Origin of the sequence: Mycobacterium pseudoshottsii JCM 15466, from assembly GCF_003584745.1 — a bacterium.
Taxonomy (GTDB): domain Bacteria; phylum Actinomycetota; class Actinomycetes; order Mycobacteriales; family Mycobacteriaceae; genus Mycobacterium; species Mycobacterium marinum.
Map to the genome: position 1 here is coordinate 3,636,246 of NZ_AP018410.1, position 20,802 is coordinate 3,657,047.

The window sequence follows — 20,802 nt, forward strand, 5'->3', positions numbered from 1 at the left end:
CGAACCGGGGGGGCACATGTCGTATGTCATTGCGGCACCAGAAGAGTTTGCCTCGGCGGCAAGGAATTTGGCGAATATCGGCGTGACGATCAACGCCGCCAACGCCAATGCGATCCTCGCGACCACCGAAGTCATCCAGCCCGGCGCCGATGCGGTGTCGGCTGCGATCACCGCACTGATCAATTCGCACGGCTTGGGATATCAGTCGATCAGCCAGCAGACGACGGCGTTTCATGACCGGTTTGTGCAGACCGTCAACGCGGCTGCGGCCAGCTACACAACTACCGATCTCACCGCTGCGTCCCTGCTCAAGAGCATGCCTGCCGCAGTCAACGCACCCGCGCAGGCGTTGTTTGGGCGGCCGCTGATCGGCAACGGCAGCAATGGCGCTCCAGGAACCGGGGCACCCGGCGGCGACGGCGGAATATTGTTCGGCAGCGGCGGAGCCGGTGGGTCCGGCGCTGGCGGTCAAGACGGTGGAGCCGGTGGGCGGGCCGGGCTCTTCGGCAACGGTGGCGCCGGCGGTCCGGGCGGCTCCGGTGGCCTCAACGGGGGTGCCGGTGGTGCCGGCGGGGTCGGCGGGTTGTTGTTCGGGGCCGGCGGTGCCGGCGGGGCGGGTGGATCGGGGACCTCCGGTATCGGTGGTTTGGGCGGGGACGGCGGTAGCGCCGGTGCCCTGTCGATTTCCGCCGGCGGGGCCGGTGGCAATGGCGGAACCGGGTTGTCCGGTTTCGGCGGTGCAGGTGGTGCCGGCGGAAACGCCGGACTCTACGGGCACGGTGGTGGCGGCGGAGCCGGCGGTACTGGCACCGGCATGGGCGTGGACAACGACGGTATCGGTGGGGCCGGCGGGGCCGGCGGGGCCGGCGGCTGGCTGATCGGCACCGGCGGAACCGGCGGCACCGGCGGATTCGGCGATGGCCCCCTGGGCGGGCAAGGCGGTGACGGCGGCAACGCCGGACTGTTCGGTGTCGGCGGCGACGGCGGTCTGGGCGGCACCGGCTTCTTTGGGGTCGGCGGGGCCGGTGGCGCCGCCGGCAACGCGGGCCTGATCTCCGGAACCGGCGGCGTCGGGGGCCAGGGCGGTGTGGGCGGGTTCGGCGAAGGCGGGGCCGGCGGCGACGGCGGCGGGGCCGGGCTGATCGGCAATGGTGGCAGCGGCGGCACCGGTGGCAACGCCGTCGGGAACTCTGGGGTCGGTGGCCACGGCGGCGCCGGTGGCCAGGGCGGCAGGCTCTACGGCAACGGCGGGGTCGGGGGTAACGGCGGGTTCAGTGGCCCCATCACCGCCGGCGGGGCCGGTGGCACCGGCGGGACCGGGGGCTCCGCCGAACTGCTCGGTGACGGTGGAGCGGGCGGCGCTGGCGGGGCCAGCGGGTTCGCCAGCGGCGGTACCGGCGGCATCGGCGGTACCGGCGGGTTGCTCTTCGGCGCGGCCGGTGACAGCGGCAACGGCGGGTTCGGCGCTGGTGGACGAGGCGGCTCCGGCGGGGCCGGCGGCGACGCCTGGCTGTTCGGCAGCGGCGGCTCCGGCGGCGGCGGGGCCGGCGCCATCAACGACGGCGGCTCCGGTGGGGCCGGCGGCAACGGCGGGCGTCTGTTCGGAGATGCCGGAGCCGGTGGCAGCGGCGGGGCCGACGGAACCAGCTTTCTCGATACCGTAATCGTTAGCAGCAACGGCGGGGCCGGCGGCAATGGCGGCAGCGCCGGGCTGGTCGGCAATGGCGGGGCCGGCGGCGACGGTGGCCAGGGCGGGCTAATCGTCAGCGCCGACGGCAACAACGGCGGGGCCGGCGGCGACGGTGGCGGCGCCGGGTTGCTGCTGGGGGCCGGCGGCGCGGGGGGCCAGGGCGGCCTGGGCGGCAACACCGGCGACGGTGGCAATGGCGGCAACGGCGGCAACGCGGCTTTGATCGGTGACGGCGGAAGCGGTGGCGCCGGCGGCGGCGACGCCCGGCTGGTCGGCAGTGGTGGGAACGGCGGCAACGGCGGATTCAGCGCGACGCCGGCCGCCGGCGGCACGGGTGGCGCCGGCGGCGCGGTGTTCGGCTCGGATGGGGTGGCTGGGCTGCCCTGACCGGCGACCGACCCAAAAAGCCGGATTGGCCGTCCGCGCCAGGGCTAGCCGTCGAGCGAAAGGTCCTTGCGGAATCGCGCCATGCCGTCGATCTTCGCGTCCAACCCGGCGTCCGGCCCGGTGTAGAACATCCACGGCATGGTGATGATCCCGGTGATGCCGGCATCCTCGGCACGCTGGTAGTCGGCGGGGGTGAAGGCATCGGTCAGCGGCGTCAGGATGGTGAAATCATCTACCGGCAAGCCGTTTTCGGCACGCAGTTCGCGTAACCTGCCCACCGCCTCGATGGCCCGTTCGGTCTTGATCAAGTCTCCGATCCAGCCGTCGTAGCGGGCGGCGCGGCGCAATGCGATGTCGCTGAGCCCCCCGACGTAGATCGGAATGGGCGGCGGAGTTGGCTGCATCTCCAGGCGCGGAGTTTGGTAGAACCGACCCTCGAATTCCGTCCAGCCCGGTTCCCACAGCCGCTTCATCAGGGCGAGCATTTCGTCGGTACGTTTGCCGCGGGCCGCGAACTGCTCCCCCATCAGAGCGAATTCCTCGGCGCACCAGCCGACGCCGACGCCCAGCTCGACCCGTCCCGACGCCAGAAGTGCGGCAGTGCCAATGGCTTTCGCCGCCGAATAGGGGTTGCGCATCGCGGGAATGTACACGGTGGTGACGAACTTCAGCCGCCGCGTCACCTGCGCAAGCGCACCCACGAGGACCCAGGGGTCGGGCCAGTCGGTGAACGGCTGCCATCGCCGCTGCCCGTCCTTGGTATAGGGGTAGGGGGTCTGCAAGGTCTCCAGGTTGACCACGTGGTCCGGGATCCCGATGCCGTCATAGCCCAGCTCGTCGGCGGCCTTGGCGATCTCGATGATCTCCGGGGTGTTGAGGAAGGCGCTGCTGACGTAGAACTTCACGGGACCTCCCGCGCCCAAGCCGGTTTGATGAAGACCCCCTCGGCCTGCGCCGTGACTCCCTCGGCGTCGGACAGAAATCCGCGCGCAAAGGCTTTGACCCCTTCGGTCCGGTCCACCCAGGCTTCGCAGCGCAGCGGCCCCAGTGGGGTGCCGCGCAGGTATTTCACCGTGATGGTGCCGGTGAACAGGGGCTGGGTCCGTCCCTGGCTGGCCGCCTCGCCAAGCAGATGATCCAGCACCAGTGCGCACACCCCGCCGTGCACCAGGCCGGGCGGACCCTCGTAGGCCGCGCCCAGCACGAACTCGGCCCAGCACCGGCCGTCTGCGGCGTCGGGATCGTGATGGACAACCACCGGCGGTGCTATCGGATTGCACTGGCCGATTACCGCATTTGCCAGCGGAATCGGGCGCGCGTCACCGCGGTAGCTGACCTCGCAGGGCCGGCTCTGCTCGCGGCGCAGCGATTGTGTCACCGCCTCGATCACGGCCCTCGCTTGCAGGATCCCCTCTTCGTCTGCCCGGGTTTGGATGGTGGCGTCGATGAGATCGCGCACGGCCTCGGCCAGGGGTGCGTAGGTCGCCTCGACCCGATCCAGCTCAGCGTCGTCGCTCGAGCCCTCGAACGCGGCGCCCAACCCGGACCAGCCCCTAACTTCCGAACACCTTGCGCACGACGGCTTTCGCGCGCCGGGTTACCCGCAGATAGTTGTCCAGGAACTCGCCACCGTCGTCGTTGTGCCAGCCGGCGGCCACCGCCACCGCGTTGAGCTGACGTCCCGGTCCCGGCAGCTGGTCGGTGGGCTTGCCACGCACCAGCACCAAGGCGTTGCGCGCCCGGGTCGCAGTCAACCAAGCCTGCCGCAGCAGCTTCACCTCGTCCTCGGCGACCAGTTTCGCCTCGGCTATCGCATCCAGTGATTCCAGCGTCGAGGTGTTGTGCAAGGCCTCGATCTCGTGCGCGTTTTGCAGTTGCAGCAGCTGCACGGTCCATTCGATGTCGACCAGCCCGCCGCGGCCCAGCTTGGTGTGCGTATTGGGGTCGGCGCCGCGCGGCAGCCGTTCGGACTCGACCCGCGCCTTGATGCGGCGGATTTCATGCACCGCCTCGGCGGAGACGCCGTCGGGCGGATAGCGGGTGTGGTCTACCAGCAGCAAGAACCGCTGGCCCAGCTCCGCATCGCCGGCGACCGCGTGCGCGCGCAGTAACGCCTGAATCTCCCAGGCCTGCGCCCACTGTGCGTAGTAGGCCTCATAGGACGCCAACGTGCGAACCAGTGGACCGTTGCGGCCTTCCGGCCGAAGGTTGGCATCCACCTCCAGCGGTGGATCGACGCTGGGGGTGCCCAGTTTTGCTCGAACCTGCTCGGCCACCGCGGTGGACCATTTCACCGCCTGCGCATCGGTCACACCGCTGGCCGGTTCACAGACGTACATGACATCGGCATCTGATCCGTAGCTCAGTTCGGAGCCGCCCAGTCTGCCCATGCCGATGACCGCGATGCGGGCCAGGGGCCGTCCCCCCTCGGGGGTGTTGGCCCGGATCATCGCCTCCAGCGCGGATTGCAGGACCGCCACCCACACCGAGGTCAGCGCACGGCACACCTCGGCGACTTCGAGCAGGCCCAGCAGGTCCGCGGAACCGATGCGGGCGAGCTCGCGGCGTCGTAGCGTGCGGGCGGCGGCGATGGCGCGCAACGGATCGGAGTATCGGCCCGCCGAGGCGATCAGTGCCCGGGCAACCGCCGCGGGCTCCGTCTCGAGCAGCTTGGGTCCGGTCCGGCCGTCACCGTAGTTCTGAATCACCTCGGGTGCGCGCATCAAAAGATCTGGCACGAAAGCCGAGGTGCCCAGCACGTGCATCAGCCGCCTACCCACGGTCGGCTTGTCGCGCAGGGTCGACAGATACCAGCTTTGCGGGGCCAGCGCCTCGCTGAGCCGGCGGTAGGCCAACAGCCCGCCGTCGGGGTCTGGGGCATAGGACAGCCAGTCCAACAGCCTGGGCAACAGCACCGACTGCACGCGCGCGCGCCGGCCGCTGTGATTGACCAGCGCCGCCATATGCTTCAACGCGGTCTGCGGGCCCTCGTAGCCCAGCGCCGCCAGCTGGCGCTCAGCCGCCTCCGACGTCATGCCCCGCCCGGCGATTTCCAGCCCGGCCGGGGCAATCGACTCCAGCAGCGGCTGATAGAAGAGCTTCGCGTGCAGCCGCGACACTCGCACGTTCTGATGCTTGAGTTCCTCGCGCAGCATCCCGGCCGCGTCGTGACGGCCGTCGGGCCGGATGTGAGCCGCCCGCGCCAGCCAGCGCACCGCCTCTTCGTCGTCGAATTCGGGGAGCAGGTGGGTGCGTTTGAGTCGCTGCAGCTGCAGGCGATGCTCGAGCAGGCGCAGGAATTCGTAGGAGGCGATCATGTTCGCCGCGTCCTCGCGCCCGATGTAGCCGCCTTCGCCGAGCGCCGACAGCGCGTCCACGGTAGAGGCGACATGCAGCGACTCGTCGCTGCGGCCATGCACGAGCTGCAGCAGTTGCGCGACGAATTCCACGTCGCGCAGCCCGCCGGTCCCCAGCTTGAGCTCGCGCCCGCGGATATCGGCGGGCACCAGCTGTTCCACCCGGCGGCGCATGGCCTGCACCTCGGCCACGAAGTCGTCACGTTCACAGGCGGTCCACACCATCGGCATCAGCGCGGCCAGGTAGCGCTGGCCCAGTTCCGCGTCGCCGACCGCCGCCCGGGCTTTCAGCAGTGCCTGGAACTCCCAGGTCTTGGCCCAACGCTGGTAGTAGGCGATGTGCGATTCGACGGTGCGGACCAACTCGCCGCTGCGGCCCTCCGGGCGCAGTCCGGCATCCACTTCGAAGAACGTCGATGACGCCACCCGCATCATCTCGCCGGCGACGCGGATGCTGATCGGGTCGGCGCGCTCGGCCACAAAGATGACGTCGACATCGCTGACGTAATTCAGTTCGCGGGCGCCGCATTTGCCCATCGCGATGACCGCCAGTCGCGGTGGTGTGCGGTCGCGGCACACCGTCTTTTCGGCCAGCCGCAAAGCCGCCGCCAGCGCGGCGTCGGCGATATCGGCCAGGTGCGCGGCCACCACGGTGAACGGCAGCACCGGTTCGTCTTCGACCGTCGCCGCCAGGTCCAGCCCGGCCAGCACCAGAACGTGGTCACGGTGCAGGGCGCGCAATCGATGTACGGCCGAGGCCGGCGCCGCGGCCACCTCCTCGGCCAGATCCACGAACGACTCGAGCAGCGCCGCGTGTGATGGCAGTGCGACCTTGCCCCTGAGCAACTTCCACGACTGCGGATTGGCGACCAGGTGGTCCCCCAGCGACAGCGAGGAACCCAGCACGGCGAACAGTCGCCCGCGCAGGCTGCGTTCGTTGAGCAGCGCCGCGTTCAGCTCGTCCCATCCGGTGTCGGGGTTCTCGGCGAGCCGTACCAAGACCTTCAGGGCAGCGTCGGCGTCCGGTGCGCGTGATAACGACCAGAGCAGATCCACATGCGCCTGGTCATCGTGTTCGGTCCAACCCAGCTCCGCCAGGCGCGCCCCGGCCAGAGCATCCACCAATCCCAGACGGCCGACGCTGGGCAGCTTTGGTCGCTGCGTCGCGGGCTTCGTCACGTTCATGACGGTAGCGCAAGCCGACCACTGATCGGACCGTCTGGTCCATCAGATTGATTTCACCGCGCCCCGCGGCTACAGCGACAGGTATGTGCTCAGTTCGTATGGGGTGACGTGACTGCGGTAGGTGGCCCATTCACGACGCTTGTTGCGCAGGAAGAAGTCAAAAACATGCTCCCCCAATGCCTCCGCGACCAGCTCGGAGGATTCCATCGCGCGCAGCGCGCTGTCCAGGCTCGTCGGCAGCTCGCGGTAGCCCATGGTGCGGCGCTCTTCGGGCGTCAGGTCCCACACGTTGTCCTCGGCCTGCGGGCCTAGCACGTAGCCCTTCTCCACCCCGCGCAGCCCGGCGGCCAGCAGCACGGCGAACGCGAGATACGGATTGCACGCGGAGTCGGGGCTGCGCACCTCGATCCGCCGCGACGAGGTCTTGTGCGGCGTGTACATCGGCACGCGCACCAGCGCGGAGCGGTTGGCCGCCCCCCAGGAGGCGGCGGTCGGCGCTTCACCGCCCAGGATGAGCCGCTTGTAGGAGTTGACCCATTGGTTGGTCACCGCGCTGATCTCAGAGGCGTGCTCGAGGATCCCGGCGATGAACGACTTGCCCACCTCCGACAGCTGCAGCGGATCGTCGGGGCTGTGGAACGCGTTGACGTCACCCTCGAACAGGCTCATGTGGGTGTGCATCGCCGAACCGGCGTGCTGGCCAAACGGCTTGGGCATGAACGTGGCGCGCACGCCCTCTTCCAGCGCCACTTCCTTGATGACGTAGCGGAAGGTCATCACGTTGTCGGCCATCGAGAGCGCGTCAGCGAACCGCAGATCGATTTCCTGCTGGCCCGGCGCGCCTTCGTGATGGCTGAATTCCACCGAGATTCCCATGAACTCCAGGGCGTCGATCGCGTGCCGGCGGAACTTCGACGCCGATACATGCACCGCCTGGTCGAAATAGCCGGCGTTGTCGATCGGCACCGGTTCCGTCCCGTCCTCGGGGCCGGGGTTGAGCAAGAAGAATTCGATCTCGGGATGTACGTAGCAGGAGAAGCCGAGTTCGTTGGCCTTGGTCAGCTGACGCCGCAGCACGTGGCGCGGATCGGCCCACGACGGCGAGCCGTCCGGCATGGTGATGTCGCAGAAGATCCGAGCCGAATGGTGATGGCCGGCGTCGGTGACCCAGGGCAGCACCTGGAAGGTGGACGGATCCGGGTGCGCCACTGTGTCGGATTCCGAGACCCGGGCAAAGCCCTCGATCGACGATCCGTCGAAGCCGATGCCTTCCTCAAAGGCGCCTTCGAGTTCGGCAGGTGCGATCGCAACCGACTTGAGAAAACCAAGCACGTCGGTGAACCAAAGCCGGACGAAGCGGATGTCACGCTCTTCCAGTGTGCGGAGGACGAATTCCTTCTGCCGATCCATGACTCGAACAGTATGCAAGATGTGTTAAATGCGTGTTACCGATGCCCGGCCAGGCACGTTGCGGAGTGCCCGGGCGAGCGCGCGACCGGCTAGGACCCGCAGCGCAAATTGGCCGGCGGCGGCGTCAAGTTGAGCAAATACCGCACCACCGCGCCGTCAACACAGTCGTTGCCGTCGAATACGGCGGTGTGCTGAGTCCCGTCGTAAGTGATCAGCGGAGCACCCAACTGCCGGGCCAGGTCAACGCCGGCCTGATATGGCGTGGCCGGGTCATGGGTGGTGGACACCACGACAGCCTTGCCCGGCGCCGCGGGCGAGGCCGCATGTGGCACCGACGTCGCCGGCACCGGCCACAACGCACACAGATCACGCGGGGCCAACCCGGTGAACTGCCCGTAACTGAGGAAGGGAGCGGCCTGACGGAACTGTTGGTCGGCCGAGACCCACGAAGCGGCATCCGTCGGTGTCGGCGCGTCCACGCAGCGGATCGCGTTGAACGCGTCCTGGCCGTTGTTGTAGCGCCCCGCGCGGTCACGGCCGTCGTAGTCGTCGGCCAGCAACAGCAGGTCACCGGCGTCGGTACCCCGCTGCAGGCCGAGCAAACCGCTGGTCAGATACTTCCAGCGCTGCGGCGCATAGAGCGCATTGATCGTGCCCGTGGTGGCGTCGGCGTAGCTGAGGCCGCGCGGGTCTGAGGTCTTTGCCGGCTGGCTGACCAGTGGATAGACCAGAGCGTGGTACCGGTTGACCCATTGGGCCGGGTCGGTGCCCAGCGGGCACGCCGGTGAGCGAGCACAGTCGGCGGCGTAGTCATTGAAGGCGGTCTGGAATCCCGCCAACTGTTTGGCGTTTTCGTCGATCGGCCCGGCCATCGGATCGATGGCGCCGTCGAGCACCATCGCCCGGACGTGGGAACCGAACCGTTCGAGGTAGGCGGTGCCTAACTCGGTACCGTAGCTGTAGCCCAGGTAGTTGAGCTGATCGTCGCCCAGCGCCCGGCGGATCATGTCCATGTCGCGTGCGGTGGCCGCGGTGCCGACGTTGGCCAAGAAGCCCAGGCCCATCCGGTCAGCACAGTGTTGGGCCAACTCTCGGTACACCTGCTCGATGTGAGCCACGCCGGCCTGGCTGTAGTCCACCATCGGGTCACGCCGGAACACGTCGAATTCGGCGTCAGTGCGACACCGCAGCGCGGGAGTGGAGTGGCCCACTCCCCTAGGGTCGAATCCCACCAGGTCGAAATGGCGGGCGATCTCGGTGCCCCTCAGCTCGGGTGCCATACCGGCGACCATGTCGACCGCGGACGCTCCGGGCCCGCCGGGGTTGATCAGCAGCGCACCGATTCGCTGGCCCGTCGCGGGAACCCGGATCACGGCCAGTTTGGCCTGTGCCCCACCGGGTTTGTCGTAGTCGATCGGGACCCCTACGGTGGTGCACCGTGCGGTTGGAATCTCACTGACGTTATCGATGAACGGCCCACAGGAGCCCCAGTTCTGCTGCGGCGCTGCTATAGGTATGCCCGGGCTCTGGGTCTGACCGACATCGGGTTCCGGTATCGCGCCCGCCACAGCCAGCGTGGTCGGCAACGCGCCGCAGAGCACCAGCCCAAAAGACAGCAGCGCCGAGCTCAGCGTTCTCAGGCGCAACATGGCGGACATCGTCTCACCCACGGATACCCGTGGCGCCGCGAAATGGTTACGCCTTGGTCTCGTATCTCACTACGTCGGACTACCCGCCAGTTCTGAAGTGTCGGTCTCGATTTCGTGACGACCGACGTGGGCCTCGGCCCGAAGACGTTTCACCATGTGCGGGTAGTGCAGCTCGAACGCCGGTCGCTCCGAACGAATTCGGGGCAGCTCGGTGAAATTGTGCCGAGGCGGAGGGCAACTGGTGGCCCATTCCAGCGAGTTGCCGTGTCCCCACGGATCGTCGAGCAGCACCGGTTCGCCAAAGCGCCAGCTCTTGAACACATTCCATACAAACGGCAGCACCGAGACACCGAGGGTGAATGCTCCGATCGTGGAGATGACGTTGAGCGTCTGGAAGCCGTCGGTGGGCAGGTAGTCCGCATACCGACGCGGCATCCCCGAATTGCCCAGCCAGTGCTGGACCAAGAAGGTGGCGTGGAACCCGAGGAAGGTCAGCCAGAAGTGAAACTTGGCCAGCCGCTCGTCGAGCAGGCGCCCGGTCATCTTGGGGAACCAGAAATAGATGCCCGCATAGGTGGCGAACACGATGGTGCCGAACAGCGCGTAATGGAAATGGGCAACCACGAAATAGGTGTCGCTGACGTGAAAGTCCAGCGGCGGGCTGGCCAGCAACACGCCGGTCAGCCCGCCGGCCAGGAAGGTGACCAGGAATCCCAGCGAGAACAGCATCGGTGATTCGAACGTCAGCTGACCCCGCCACATGGTGCCGATCCAGTTGAAGAATTTCAGACCGGTCGGCACCGCGATCAGAAACGTCATGAACGAAAAGAAGGGCAGCAGCACGGCCCCGGTGGCGAACATGTGGTGGGCCCAAACCGCCACGGGCAGTGCCGCAATCGACAGTGTCGCGTAGACCAGCGTCGTATAACCGAAGATCGGCTTGCGACTGAACACCGGGATCACCTCGGACACGATCCCGAAGAACGGCAGTGCGATGACATACACCTCGGGGTGCCCGAAGAACCAGAACAGGTGCTGAAACAGAATGACCCCACCGTTGGCGGGGTCGTAGATGTGGGCGCCGAGGTGACGGTCGGCGGCCAAACCGAACAGCGCCGCGGTCAACAGCGGGAAGATCATCAGCACAAGCAAGCTCGTGACCATGATGTTCCAGGTGAAGATCGGCATCCGGAACATCGTCATTCCCGGAGCACGCAGGCACACCACGGTGGTCAGCATGTTGACTCCCCCGAGGATGGTGCCCAGTCCACCGACCGCCAGGCCCAGAATCCAAAGGTCCGGCCCCACACCGGGACTGTGAGCGGCGTTGGACAGTGGCGTGTAAGCGGTCCACCCGAAGTCGGCGGCGCCTCCGGGCACGATGAATCCGCTCAAGGCGATCAACGCGCCAAAGACAAAGAGCCAGAACGACAATGCGTTGAGCCGCGGGAAGGCTACGTCGGGTGCGCCGATCTGCAAGGGCAGAACCAGATTGGCGAATCCGAACACCACCGGGGTCGCGTAGAACAGCAGCTGGCGGTGCCGTGCATGGTGAACAGCTGGTTGTACTGCTCGTTGGACAGGAACTGTAGCCCCGGTGTGGCGAGCTCCGCGCGCATCAGCAACGCCATCAAGCCGCCGATGAAGAAGAAGATGAAGCAGGCGACCATGTACATGATGCCGATCATCTTGTGGTCGGTGGTGGTGATGATCTTGTAGATCAGGCTGCCTTTGGGCCCCATTCGCGGCGGAAATGGCCGGCGGGCTTCGAGATCGTGGGCAGGCGGCGCTTCGGTGGTCATTGATCAGCTCCAAAGGCAACGGTGACCGAATAGCTTTGGACAAGCCGCCCAAGTATTCCGGGCCGGCGCTGCACCGCCCTAGGGCCAATAGTCCCTAACCGCGGCGTCCGGCGCGGAGCTGGTTACCCGGTGTTATCGCACGCCTAGCACTTCGCGCCGCGCGGTGGCGTGGTGCCGCCGATCAGATAAGCCGTGACGTAGTCGTCGATGCAGCTGTCGCCCTGGAACACCACCGTGTGCTGGGTTCCGGCGAAAGTGAGCAACGAACCATGCAGCTGGTTCGCCAGATCCACCCCGGCCTTGTACGGCGTGGCCGGGTCGTGGGTGGTGGACACGATCACGGTCGGCACCAAGCCCGGCACCGACACCGCGTGGGGCTTGCTGGTCGGAGGGACCGGCCAGAACGCGCAGGTGCCAAGGGGGGCGTGGCCAGTGAACTTCCCGTAGCTCATGAACGGCGCGATCTCGCGCGAGCGGCGGTCTTCGTCCACGATCTTGGCGCGATCGGTGATGGGTGGCTGGTCAACACAGTTGATCGCCACACGCGCGTCGGTGGCGTTGGTGTAGTGGCCGTGCGAGTCGCGACGCATGTACATGTCGGCCAGGGCCAGCAGGGTGTCACCACGATCCTCGGTCAGCTCGGTGAGACCGTCGGTCAGGTGCTGCCACAGGTTGGGCGAATACAGCGCCATGATGGAGCCCACGATGGCGTCGCTGTAGCTGAGCCCGCGCGGGTCCTTGGTCCGAGCCGGCCTGCTCACCTGCAGGTTGTTCGGGTCGACGAGCTTGTCGACCAGGCTGTGGTAGACGGCGACGGCCTTGGCCGGGTCGGTGCCCAATGGGCAGCTGTCGTTCTCGGCGCAGTCGGCGGCATAGTCGTTGAACGCTTCCTGAAACCCCTTGGCCTGCCGCAGGTCCGCCTCTATGGGATCGGCATTCGGGTCGACCGCACCGTCGAGGATCATCGCCCGCAACCGGTGCGGGTAGGCCTCGGCATACGCCGAACCGATCCGGGTGCCGTAGGAGTAGCCGAGGTAGGTCAGCTTGTCATCGCCGAGCGCCGCGCGGATGGCATCGAGGTCCCGTGCCACGTTGACCGTGCCGACGTTTTCCAGGAAGTTCTTGCCCATCTTGCCGACACAGCGGGCAACGAACTGCTTGGTTTCCTCCTCCATCCGCGCGACGCCGGCCTCGCTGTAGTCGACCTGCGGCTCCGCGCGCAATCGGTCGTTGTCCGCGTCGGAGTTGCACCACAACGCGGGACGCGAGGACGCCACTCCGCGTGGGTCGAATCCAACCAGGTCGAAGCGCTCGTGGACGCGCTTGGGCAACGTCTGGAAGACGCCGAGCGCTGCCTCGATGCCGGATTCACCGGGCCCGCCGGGGTTGATCACCAAGGAACCGATTTTGTCGCCCGTGGCCGGAAAGCGAATCAACGCCAGCGCCGCGACATCGCCGCGGGGTTGGCGGTAGTCGACCGGCACGGCGAGTTTGCCGCACAGCGCTCCGCCGGGAATCTTCACGTTCGGATTGGAGCTGCGGCACGGTGACCACTGGATCGGCTGGCCGAGCTTCGGCTCGGCCATGCGGGCGTGCCCGCCAACGACGCGGATGCAGCCGGTCAGGACGAGCGCCACGCTGGCGATCGCGGTCCATATCAGCAGCATTCGCGCGAGCTTGTCGCGGCGAGACAGGAACATGGCAACCTATGGTGCCAGAGAACACGGTAAATGCTGGTTAACCACCGTCACCGCGCCCGTCATCCGGTCTCGGCCAGCAGTTCTTCCATTACGGTGGCGAATTCGTCGGCCATTTGCCACAAATCCGGAAGCAGCTCCGGGCAGGCCACCAGCCCGACGTCGAGTTTGCCGTTCAGCGACATCACCGTGACGTTGAGGCCCGAACCGTGGAAGATGGGCCCCAGCGGGTACATCGCCTTGACCTCACATCCCAGCATGTACAGGGGCAGCTGCGGGCCCGGCACATTGGAGACCACCAGGTTGTGCACGGGCAGGCTTTCGGTCAGCCGGCTGCTTGCATAGACACGCATGGCGGCGCCGAAGACCGCCGGCGCGGCAAATTGCGACCAGTCCTGAAGCAGCGTGGCGCCGATCGCCGAACTGTGGCCCTTGGCAACCGTATTGCCGTGCGCGATGGCGTTCAGCCGCTCGGCCGGATCGGCGATCTCGGTGTGCAGGCTGGAAAACATCGCCGATACCTGGTTACGGCCGGGACGGTCGGACTTGCCGTGCACCGACACCGGCACCGGCACCACCAACGACGACGTGGGCAGTGCGTCCCGGTCCGCCAGGTAATTGCGCAGCACGCCGGAGACCAGCCCCATCACCACGTCGTTGACCTTGACGCCGAAGTGATTCTTCAGCGCCTTGATGTCCTCGAGATCCAGCTCCGCGTAGGCAACGGCGCGCCGGCCGCTGACGCGGGCGTTGAACACCGTGCGCGGCGCGGTGAATGGACGCGCCATGGTCAGGCCTTCGCGCGCCCGCAGCAGGGTGGACACCACCGAGGACACCGTTTCGGGCACCACATTGGCCAGCTGCAACGGCCGGGTGGCGAACCTGAGCAGGCCCCCGGCGGCGATCTGCCAATCGGTGGCACCGCCGACCCCGTCGACCGGATCCGGGGCGGGAGCGTCGGCTTCGGTGGTGCACAGCTGCGACATCAGGTTGGCACCGGTCACGCCGTCGACCGCGGCATGGTGCACCTTGGTCAGGACCGCCAGGCGCCCGTCGTGGTGGCAGTCGGTGCCTGCCACTCCTTCGATCACCCACATCTCCCAGAGCGGGCGGCTGCGGTCCAACGGCAGTGAGGCGATGTGACCGCAGATTTGGGAGAGCTCGGCCCGGCCCCCCGGTGGGGGCAGGCCGATACGGTGCAGATGCCGATGCAGCTGGAAGTCCTCGTCGTCCACCCATACCGGGTGATCGAGGTTCAGTGCGCTGTTGGCCAGCTTTTCGCGGAATTCCGGCATCGCCTTGATCCGCAGTGCCAACGCGTCCTGCAGCCGGTCGAACGTGTAGCCGCCGGGCATCGTCGACGTGTCCAGCTCCATGATCGAGCAGACGTGCATCGGCTGATTCGAGGTTTCCAGGTACAAGAAGCTGGCGTCGAGGCCACTAAGCCGCTGCATTCCGCCAATGGGTAGGCCGTGCGCGGGCTCACAGTGCATCCGTGCGTAAGAAATGGCAGACTAGCCAGGTCAGATGAACCCGGGGACCCGGATATCAGCTTGTGCTGAGGGCCACGAGGATCTACCCGACCAACAGCTAGGGGCAATGATGTCTGAGCAGATCTCTGAGCAGTCTGAGCAAAATGTCTATGGCGCGTGCCCGCCGGTGCCCGCCGGTGAGTCGTCGCCTTCCGCGGCCAGCGCGCCGCGGACCAAGGTGCGAACCCACCACCTGCAGAAATGGAAAGCCGAAGGCCACAAGTGGGCCATGCTCACGGTCTATGACTACTCGACCGCGCGGGCCTTCGACGACGCAGGCATCCCGGTTCTATTGGTCGGCGACTCCGCCGCCAACGTCGTGTACGGCTACGACACCACGGTGCCGATCTCGATTGATGAGCTGATTCCCCTCGTGCGCGGTGTGGTGCGCGGCGCCCCGCACGCGTTGGTCGTCGCCGACCTGCCGTTCGGCAGCTACGAGTCCGGACCTTCGGCCGCGCTGGCGGCGGCCACCCGATTCATGAAGGAAGCCGGTGCCCATGCCGTCAAGCTCGAGGGCGGCGAGCGGGTGGCCGAGCAGATCGCGTGCCTGACCGCGGCGGGCATCCCGGTGATGGCCCACATCGGCTTCACCCCACAGAGCGTAAACACCTTGGGCGGGTTCCGGGTGCAGGGCCGCGGTGACGCCGCGGAACAAACGATCGCCGACGCGATCGCCGTCGCCGAAGCCGGGGCATTCTCGGTGGTGATGGAAATGGTGCCCGCGGAATTGGCCACCCAGATCACCGGCAAGCTCACCATCCCGACCATCGGAATCGGCGCCGGCCCGAGCTGCGACGGCCAGGTCCTGGTTTGGCAGGACATGGCCGGCCTCAGCAGCGGCAAGGCCCCCCGATTCGTCAAGCGCTACGCGGATGTCGGCGGCGAATTACGCCGCGCCGCGGTGCAATACGCGCAAGACGTGGCCGGTGGCGTATTTCCCGCCGAGGAGCACTGCTTCTGATTCTCCCCTACTGCTGACACCGATCCCGAAAGTCGGTCAGCGGCTGGCGAATGCCCTGTAGCTCGGCGTGTACGCCGGGGTTGGCGTCCATGTACTGCTGCAGTTGGTCACGGATGTCGTCGCGAGGCTGACCTCGCAGACCGGTGAAGTAGTCGTTGACCTCGGGATGGCTGAACAGGTACACCGAAGTCGCTGCGGCAACCCCGGCAGACACCCCGGCCAGGTCCGCCGCCGTGCAGTTCGGCGGTGCCGGTGCGGGAACGGGAGCGGGATCATCCGGATCTGCCCCGGCGACCGCGGACGCGAAGCCGGCTGCGCCCAGGAACATCGCGCCGGCAACGATCCCACCGGCGACCAGGCGCGATCTGGCAGCACCGAACAACACCATGAACGACTCCTTCATCAAGTAACCGAAGGCCGCCGGGACGGCCCGCATCGCACACGATAGGTGCTTTCGGGCCGGCGCAGGAACCGAATGGTGTGTGGCGTCGGCAACCGAACCTTGAGGCTCACGCGTCACCTCGGTGTGGCACTCTATGATGCCTATCCACGATTTCATGTCCGCGGATCTGTGGCCTGACCGGAGGCGAAAATGCCTGTAAAGGCGCCGAAGACGGCGCGTCACTTGGAGGTCGAGCGCAAGTTCGACGTCGTCGAGTCGACGGTATCGCCCTCGTTCGAAGGCATTGCGGCGGTGGCTCGTGTGGAAAGGAAGCCGGTCCAGGCGCTGGATGCGGTGTATTTCGACACCGCAGACCAGGACCTCGCGAGCAATCGGATCACCCTGCGGCGGCGCACCGGTGGCTCCGACGCCGGCTGGCATCTCAAGCTGCCGGCCGGTGGTGACGCCCGCACCGAGCTGCATGCGCCGATCACGGAGCCGGACACATCCGGGTCCTTGGGGGCGCCGACCCAACACCGCGTTCCGGCGGAGCTGCTCGATGTGGTGTTGGCGATCGTGCGTGATCGCCCGCTGCAGCCGGTCGCGCGCATCAGCACACAGCGCGCGAGCCAGTTCTTATACGGCGTTGACGGAGCACCGCTCGCGGAGTTCTGCGATGACCACGTCACCGCCTGGTCGGCTGGTGCCGGTCCGGATGCCGAACCGGCGCAACAACAGTGGCGCGAGTGGGAGCTGGAGCTTTCGGACCCGAGCCAGAGCGTCAGTCGCGAACTGCTGGACCGGCTGAGCAACCGGCTGCTTGACACCGGAGCGGCACCGGCTGGGCACGGCTCCAAGCTGGCTCGGGTGCTGGGTTCGACCTCGCCGTGGGCGGGCCGGCCCGAACCGGCGGATCCGGTGCACCGCGCGGTGGCCCGCTACGTTGCGGAGCTGCTGGTGTGGGATCGCGCCGTGCGCGCCGACGTCGACGATTCCGTCCATCAGATGCGGGTAACCACGCGCAAGATTCGCAGCCTGCTCGCGGATTCGCAGGATTCGTTCGGATTGGCCGACAAGGCGTGGGTTCTCGACGAGCTGCGCGAACTCGCCGCCGTGCTGGGGGTGGCCCGTGATGCCGAGGTGCTTGGCCAGCGCTACCAGCATGCCCTGGAGAGGCTAGACCCGACGCTGGTGCGCGGACCCGTCTACGAGCGTCTGGTCGACGGGGCCCGGCACCGCTACCACGCCGGGCTGCGGCGGTCGCTGGTGGCCATGCGGTCCAAGCGCTACTTCCGCCTGCTCGATGCCCTCGACGCCATCGCGGCCGCGTATCCGGCCGACACCGCCGCCGCGGGGGCTGAGCCGGCCCCACCCCCGAGTATCGAGGCGGCCTACCGACGGGTCCGCAAGGCCGCCAAACTCGCCAAGGCGGCCGCCAAGGCGCCAAGTTCGCCGGCCGAGTCTGCCGCCGTGGACGCGGGTGCCCACCTCGGCCCCAACGAGGCGCTGCACCGAATCCGCAAGCGCGCCAAGAGGCTGCGCTACACCGCCGCGGCCACCGGAGCCGTCCAGGTCTCCAGCCAGGCCAAGGCCATCCAGACGCTGCTCGGCGATCACCAGGACAGCGTGGTCAGCCGAGAGCACCTGCTCCACGAGACCGATGCGGCGCACGCCGCGGGCCAGGACACCTTTACCTACGGTCTGCTGTATCAGCGGGAGAGCGATCTGGCCGAGGGTTGCCGGCAGCGGCTCGACGCCGCCCTGCACCGGCTCGACAAGTCGGTACGCAAGACCCGACGCTGAGCGCGGGTGGGCAAGTCAAACGCCATCCCACGCGCAGCATCAGGGCTCCGACGAACAAAGCGAAGGCCAGTAGTGCGAGCAGGCCCAACACGTTGGTCATCAGGCGGGCACAGCTGGCCGCGTCACGGTGAAGCTGCCGGGTGTGGCACCGCCACGGATCAGCGCCAGCTCGCGCGCGGCTGTCGCAGAGTCGGCCGACAATCCCGGCGTCTCGATCACGTCGGCGGTGGCTGCCCAGCGGGCGCTGGAGCTGCCGGCACCGATGGGCATCGCGACCGGCGAAGCCGGGCTGCGCGATGGGGATTACGTCGGTGCGGTACTGAATCGTGCGGCACGGGTTCTGAATCCGCGGCCAGCACCACCGCAACCATCACCGCGACGGCGCAACATCACCCACCGAAGCCAGAACCTCCGCCGGCCCAGCCCCCGTGTTCCCGCAGACCGATCTTGATGAGCCTGGCTCATGGCGGGCGGCCGCGTTCATGCGCGATCATCCAACGAAAGGAATTTGCGATCGGTTAGCATGACGGCATCACACGAGGTAGACGTCCGCAGGGCAGGTCATGGTGCGGAAGCCAAGTCGGGGGTGTTCCGTGAAAGCCATTCATTTCATCTCCGGTCTGCCGCGTTCGGGTTCGACGTTGCTGGCCGCGTTGCTGCGGCAAAACCCGCGGTTCCAGGCCGGAATGTCGGGTCCGCTGGCCGGCCTGTTCGGCGCCCTGCTCGACTAAATGAGTGGGCGCAACGAGTTTTCGGTGTTCATCGATGACGCCAAGCGCGAGCGCATCCTGCGCGGGTTGTTCAACGACTTCTATGCGGACTGCACCGCCGAGGTGATCTTTGACACCAACCGCGGCTGGTGTGCGTGGATGCCCGCGATTGCGCGGCTGTTTCCCGATGCGAAAGTGATTGCCTGCGTGCGTGAACTGCAGTGGGTGGTGGACAGCATCGAGCGGTTGATTCAACACAACGTCTTTAGCCCGTCGTCGATTTTCAACTACAGCGCCGGCGGCACGGTGTTTAGCCGCGCCACAAGTGTGGTGGCGCCCGACGGCATGGTCGGCGGTCCCTACGATGCCCTGCGGCAGGCGTGCTACGGCGCGCAACGAGATCGACTTCTGTTGCTGCAGTACGAAACCCTGAGCACCGACCCGGCCAAGGCGATGCAGGCCATCTACGCGTTTCTGGGTGAGCCGGTGTTCGAGCACGATTTCGGCCATGTCGAGTACGACGTCACCGAGTTCGACGAGCGCGCCGGGACACCGGGGTTGCACACCGTGCGCCCCACGGTCACGGCCGAACCGCGCGACACGTTGCTACCGCCGGATCTGTTCAACCGCTTCACCCACGACGCCTTCTGGCGCGACCCGGAGAGGATTCCGGCCGGGCTGACGGTCGTGTGAGGTTTGCTCTCTCCCAGCCATCTCGACCAGGCCGTGGTGGCGTTTCGATCAGCGGCGAACTGTCACGGCACATTCGCGCCGGGCGTACCGAAAAGGTCCACTCCCATCCAGTCGGGGGGAGCTGTGAGGTCGGCGGCCCCGCCGTTGCCGCCGGTGTTGCCCAGGCCGGTGCCGCTACCGCCGTTGCCGCCAGTGCCGGTGCGGGTGTCGATGGTGCCGCCGGTGTTTGCGGTGAAGGTGGATCCCCCGCCGTTGCCGCCGATGCCGTCGGTGATGCCGTCACCGCCGGCCCCGCCGTTGGTGGCGCTGCTAGTGACGGTGCCGCCCCCGATGGCCGTGATTCGGGCGATGTTTCCGGCGCCGCCGATGCCGCCGGTGGAGCCGGCCCCGCCGACCCCGCCGGTGGCGGCGCCAGTGGCGACGGAGCTGCCCGCCCCGTTGGCAAACAGGGTGGCGCTGCCTCCTAAGCCGCCGCGGCCGCCGGTGCCCGCGCCACCGCCGCCGCCGGTGGCCGTGCCGTCAGTGACGGTGGCGCCGCTATAACCTCTGATCGAGGCGTAGTTTCCGCTGCCGCCGTAGCCGCCGGCGGTGCCCGCGCCCCCGGCGCCGCCGATGGAGATGCCGCTGGCGGAGCTGCCCGCGCCGTAAGCCCGGAGGAAGGCGTTGCCGCCGCCTCCGCCGTGGCCGCCGGTGGTGCCCGCACCCCCGTAGCCGCCGCTGACCGTGCCCGTGGCGGTGCCGCCGTTAGAAGCACTGACCTGGGCGTAGCCGCCAACGCCGCCGAGGCCGCCGGTGGTGCCCACGCCCCCATAGCCTCCGATGGCGCTGCCGCTGGCGGAGCTGCCGGCACCGTTGGCAAATAGGGCGCCGCTACCGCCGCCGCCGCCGCTGCCGCCGGTGGTGCCCGCACCCCCGACGCCGCCGGTCGCCGTGCCGCCGGTGATGGTGCCGCCCCCGCTGGTGCTGATGGTGGCGTCGCCTCCGCGGCCGCCGCTGGCGTGGTTGGTGCCGCCGGCCCCACCGGCCCCGCCGTGACCACCCATGCCGGGCGCCGCGGTGGCTGAACCGGCCGCACCCAGCCCGCCGACACCGCCGGCCCCGCCGCCGCCGAAAATCAGCCCACCGGCACCACCGTTGCCTCCGGTCCCGCCGACCGCGCCGCTGCCCGCATAGGCGGTCCCGCCGGATCCACCGTGACCGCCGGAGCCGAACAGGAACGCCGACCCACCGGCCCCGCCCGCGCCACCGGCCGGGCTGGTGGCCGTACCCGGCGTGCCCGATCCGCCATCGCCGCCATCGCCCCACAACCATCCACCGGGCCCACCGGCCTGCCCGGTGCCCGGCGCCCCATCGGTACCCGGCCCAACCAACGGGCGCCCGGTGAACTGCAGGAACGGCGCATTGATGGCGTCTTGCACCCCCACGGCCGCAGCGGCTGCCGCTTGCAGCGGCGACGCGCTGGTGGCCTCGGTGGCCGCATACAAGAACCCAGGGCTCCGGCGTTGTTGATTAGCAGGCTTGTGAGCTGGGTTGATGATCTTT

General features: G+C 67.9%; 15 protein-coding genes and 1 pseudogene. 5 read left to right on the forward strand and 11 right to left on the reverse strand.

Annotated features, from left to right (window positions below):
- Nucleotides 1-16 precede the first annotated feature (16 nt).
- Nucleotides 17-2,077: a PE family protein gene (locus MPSD_RS16540; RefSeq protein ID WP_086085419.1), complete on the forward strand. Its 2,061-nt coding sequence runs from the start codon at nt 17-19 to the stop codon at nt 2,075-2,077.
- Nucleotides 2,078-2,121: 44 nt separating this feature from the next.
- Here the strand turns inward: MPSD_RS16540 and MPSD_RS16545 are convergent, their stop codons facing one another.
- The 8 genes and pseudogenes from MPSD_RS16545 to MPSD_RS16580 form a co-directional block, all read right to left on the reverse strand.
- Nucleotides 2,122-2,982, reverse strand: a complete 861-nt coding sequence (locus MPSD_RS16545; protein ID WP_020787065.1) for a TIGR03619 family F420-dependent LLM class oxidoreductase — start codon at nt 2,980-2,982, stop codon at nt 2,122-2,124.
- Nucleotides 2,979-3,617: a PaaI family thioesterase gene (locus MPSD_RS16550; RefSeq protein WP_015356200.1), complete on the reverse strand. Its 639-nt coding sequence runs from the start codon at nt 3,615-3,617 to the stop codon at nt 2,979-2,981. Before MPSD_RS16550 ends, MPSD_RS16545 begins: the two co-directional genes overlap by 4 nt.
- A gap of 13 nt (nt 3,618-3,630) precedes the next feature.
- Nucleotides 3,631-6,618 carry a bifunctional [glutamine synthetase] adenylyltransferase/[glutamine synthetase]-adenylyl-L-tyrosine phosphorylase gene (locus MPSD_RS16555; protein ID WP_020787064.1) on the reverse strand — a complete coding sequence of 996 codons (2,988 nt, stop codon included), beginning with the start codon at nt 6,616-6,618 and terminating at the stop codon, nt 3,631-3,633.
- Between the two features lie 69 nt (nt 6,619-6,687).
- The gene (glnA, locus tag MPSD_RS16560) at nt 6,688-8,028 is read right to left on the reverse strand and encodes a type I glutamate--ammonia ligase (RefSeq protein ID WP_012394948.1); all 1,341 of its coding nucleotides are present in this window, start codon (nt 8,026-8,028) and stop codon (nt 6,688-6,690) included.
- Nucleotides 8,029-8,117: 89 nt separating this feature from the next.
- Nucleotides 8,118-9,686, reverse strand: coding sequence for an alpha/beta hydrolase (locus tag MPSD_RS16565; RefSeq protein ID WP_020787063.1), 1,569 nt, complete (start codon nt 9,684-9,686; stop codon nt 8,118-8,120).
- A gap of 60 nt (nt 9,687-9,746) precedes the next feature.
- Nucleotides 9,747-11,479: pseudogene (gene ctaD, locus MPSD_RS16570) on the reverse strand (aa3-type cytochrome oxidase subunit I).
- 143 nt (nt 11,480-11,622) lie between these two features.
- Nucleotides 11,623-13,179, reverse strand: a complete 1,557-nt coding sequence (locus MPSD_RS16575; RefSeq protein ID WP_086085420.1) for an alpha/beta hydrolase — start codon at nt 13,177-13,179, stop codon at nt 11,623-11,625.
- A 59-nt stretch (nt 13,180-13,238) separates the two neighbouring features.
- Nucleotides 13,239-14,630, reverse strand: a complete 1,392-nt coding sequence (locus tag MPSD_RS16580) for a WS/DGAT/MGAT family O-acyltransferase (RefSeq protein WP_020787059.1) — start codon at nt 14,628-14,630, stop codon at nt 13,239-13,241.
- Nucleotides 14,631-14,778: 148 nt separating this feature from the next.
- Here MPSD_RS16580 and panB point away from each other — a divergent pair, with 148 nt between their 5' ends.
- Nucleotides 14,779-15,672, forward strand: coding sequence for a 3-methyl-2-oxobutanoate hydroxymethyltransferase (gene panB / locus MPSD_RS16585; protein WP_011739506.1), 894 nt, complete (start codon nt 14,779-14,781; stop codon nt 15,670-15,672).
- A gap of 7 nt (nt 15,673-15,679) precedes the next feature.
- Here panB and MPSD_RS16590 read toward each other — a convergent pair whose 3' ends face one another.
- Nucleotides 15,680-16,108 (reverse strand): heme-binding protein, encoded by a 429-nt coding sequence (locus tag MPSD_RS16590; protein WP_020787057.1) that lies wholly within the window; start codon nt 16,106-16,108, stop codon nt 15,680-15,682.
- Nucleotides 16,109-16,264: 156 nt separating this feature from the next.
- On the opposite strand from MPSD_RS16590, the gene MPSD_RS16595 reads away from it, so the two are divergent.
- Complete coding sequence (locus MPSD_RS16595; RefSeq protein ID WP_036426495.1) at nt 16,265-17,857, forward strand: CYTH and CHAD domain-containing protein; 1,593 nt, start codon at nt 16,265-16,267, stop codon at nt 17,855-17,857.
- Nucleotides 17,858-17,956: 99 nt separating this feature from the next.
- Here the strand turns inward: MPSD_RS16595 and MPSD_RS28440 are convergent, their stop codons facing one another.
- Nucleotides 17,957-18,127 carry a hypothetical protein gene (locus tag MPSD_RS28440; protein ID WP_015356207.1) on the reverse strand — a complete coding sequence of 57 codons (171 nt, stop codon included), beginning with the start codon at nt 18,125-18,127 and terminating at the stop codon, nt 17,957-17,959.
- A gap of 323 nt (nt 18,128-18,450) precedes the next feature.
- Between MPSD_RS28440 and MPSD_RS29515 the strand changes: the two genes are divergently transcribed.
- Together MPSD_RS29515 and MPSD_RS16605 are read left to right on the forward strand one after the other, a co-directional pair.
- Nucleotides 18,451-18,588, forward strand: a complete 138-nt coding sequence (locus tag MPSD_RS29515; protein WP_020787055.1) for a sulfotransferase — start codon at nt 18,451-18,453, stop codon at nt 18,586-18,588.
- On the forward strand, nt 18,589-19,260 hold the full coding sequence (locus MPSD_RS16605) for a sulfotransferase (RefSeq protein WP_020787054.1): 672 nt from the start codon (nt 18,589-18,591) through the stop codon (nt 19,258-19,260). It abuts the gene before it with no gap.
- Between the two features lie 62 nt (nt 19,261-19,322).
- Here the strand turns inward: MPSD_RS16605 and MPSD_RS28185 are convergent, their stop codons facing one another.
- A complete protein-coding gene (locus tag MPSD_RS28185; protein WP_165601472.1) occupies nt 19,323-20,744 on the reverse strand; it encodes a hypothetical protein in 1,422 nt (473 codons plus the stop codon).
- Nucleotides 20,745-20,802 lie beyond the last annotated feature (58 nt).